Raw genomic sequence first — 2,546 nt, forward strand, 5'->3', positions numbered from 1 at the left:
CCGTTACGCATAAAAAACAGAGAGGATACATGATTATGTCGAAATACCCCCCCCCCTCGAATAATAATACTGCCCGTAATACTGCTTGCATTATCCGCGTTTCTTTCGGCGGAAACGCCTCCCGATAACTCCATTCCCATAATCGGAATGAGAGCAAGCGGTATCTATTCTTCGTTTTCTGACCTCAAGCTTCCATTCCTATGCGAACTCTCCTGGCTCCATTTCGACGGTGTGGAGGTGGAAGGTGAGGCTGGACTACCTGAGAATAAGGATTTCATGGGTCTCTGCGGCGATGCCGGCATGCTCCTGGTGCTGGCGCCTAAAGAGATCGTCCAGTACTACAGCAACTGGAATCCAGTAACTTCGTACTGGTTCAGGTGGACAGATTACGCCCTTACCTCCTCCAGCTGTTTCGGACAAACAAGTTGTAACGATGACCATACGGAATGGTATGAACCACACAACTGGGCCACCGCGCAGGAGATGCACGAAGGCGAGGATTATTCAATAAACAGAACAGTTGTTACCCAGCTTTCGGAATATACTAGAATCTACCCCGCCCTCTGGTTCTACGACATCTACGACGAGGTTCCCGCAAGGCAGCGGCATAACATGCTGAACACCGAACCCATATGGGACAAATGGATTCCCAATATGTACACACAGCAGTGGGATAATGACCCGAATCCCCCGGTTCCGGCACTATCGGAAGTTGAACCCGCGGGCATCTTCTCATGGCAGAAGCACCTGGCGGAGAACAACTTGACCAACTCCATCCCCACCACCATCAACTTCTCACTTCTGCATACTATCCAGGCGGGCGAGTATACCGGATTCCCCGGCTGTGACTATGGAACGATGGCCAGGCAGGCGATATCCGTCAGAGCCTTCTGCGAAGCGATGTACCAGGCTCCGCCGGATGGTTTTAATATTCCTGTTCCCCTGGATAACTCTCCGGAGTTCATCTGCTTCGACTACTACCCCTTCAGGTACGTTGATATTGATTCTGCGTCAACAACAACCATGTGCGACGACGACTGGCTCTTCCTTATTGACCACTTCGAGAAGGGCATCGATTCCACAGTAATACCCGCAAGGGAGTACGATGTACCCGTCTTCTTCTACCCGCAGACGTTCGGTTCGGTCGGAGGGCCCAGCGTACGGGACGCCTCAGGCAACCTGGACTACACATCATACAACGGACGCACCCCTGCGAAGCAGGAGTTCCTGATGCTGTGCAATCTGGGTTTACTCCACCAGGTTAAGGCGATCTTTCCGTATTCTCTGGCGAGCTATGTAGAGAACACGGTCGATCCGGATAATGAGAACAACTTCATCTCCAGCTCATTGCTGGACATGCATTCCATTCCCTTCGACGCTCCCTACGAGGACTGGGTGTATACCGGGCGCTGGCCTGACCAGGGTGACTGGAAGGACAAGTACGAATATGCTGACCCGCGGGAGCTTCCCCCTTTCATGGACGGCTTCGACCCGCTGTACGAGCTGCCTCCCCCTCCACCCGTACCTGTTCCTCTCGATCCGAAGTACAACGAGAGATGGTACACCTGGTTCTTCGAACCTTACAGCAATGTTTACAACAGTCTTGAGAATACCCTCGGTCAGATAGCCCGGATAGCCCCGGAGATGTACGACCTGTGGTGGTGGGAGGAGAACGGTACACCTTACTGGGATGTGGCTCAGATATCTTGCCCCGACTCGGATATTGTGGTCAATTACATTTCACCCCGGATCAAGCTTTTCAGGCAGGAAGGCAGCGATCATACGTACCTGTTTTATGTGAACAGGTATTGCGGAGATTTCTTCAATGGTGAGAACCATGCGCTGCCTGTTCGTATCAATATTCGCGGAAGATACTGTCCAGGGTACCTTTCAGAAGACGCTCTTGATCACAGCAGACGTTGTCTTGTACCGATTGATAGATGGATCCAGGACCGGTACTCCTTCGATGATACTCTGACAGCGGGAGAAAGCCGGTTACTGGAGTTCGTGGACATTTCACCTCCGACTCAGGCCGATCTCAGGGTTACGTCTCCCGATGTTTTCTGCAGCTTTATTACCTCTGATGCAAGAATTACCGAGCTGCGCTGCAGGGCCGGGGAGAGTATGAAGCTGGGAGCCACATATTACAATATGGGAACTTCAGGCACCGGTAATGTAACAGTTACATTCACCGATCATTCGGGAGCAAGCCCCACAGTTATCGGTTCCGATGTTATCAGTCTTGGAGGTCTATCACAGTACTACGAACCTGACAGCACTTCCGCCGCTATCGTCTGGAATACCGATTCCGGTGACATCGGTGCCCATATCATCGAGATAAGCGCCGCGACTGTTTCGGGAGAGGATCCGCTTGACAACACCGTCAGGGTGACCGTGCTTGTAGAACCCCTCGATTACGCGACAGAGGTCAGGGGAAATGCCTGGGACATGACAGAAGGTGGCAGCAACGACTGGAACACAAATGATATTGAAGCGGTTGCACAGAACTGGAATATTTCAACGGGCTGGACAGATTCCGTAAGCGG

At 52.1% G+C, this 2,546-nt stretch carries 1 protein-coding gene; it reads left to right on the forward strand.

Annotation, left to right across the window (positions count from 1 at the left end):
* Positions 1-147: 147 nt before the first annotated feature.
* The coding region (locus K8S15_02305; protein ID MCD4774865.1) for a hypothetical protein at positions 148-2,546 on the forward strand (2,399 nt) is incomplete at its 3' end.

Origin of the sequence: Candidatus Aegiribacteria sp. (assembly GCA_021108005.1) — a bacterium.
Classification (GTDB): domain Bacteria; phylum Fermentibacterota; class Fermentibacteria; order Fermentibacterales; family JCC-6; genus Aegiribacteria.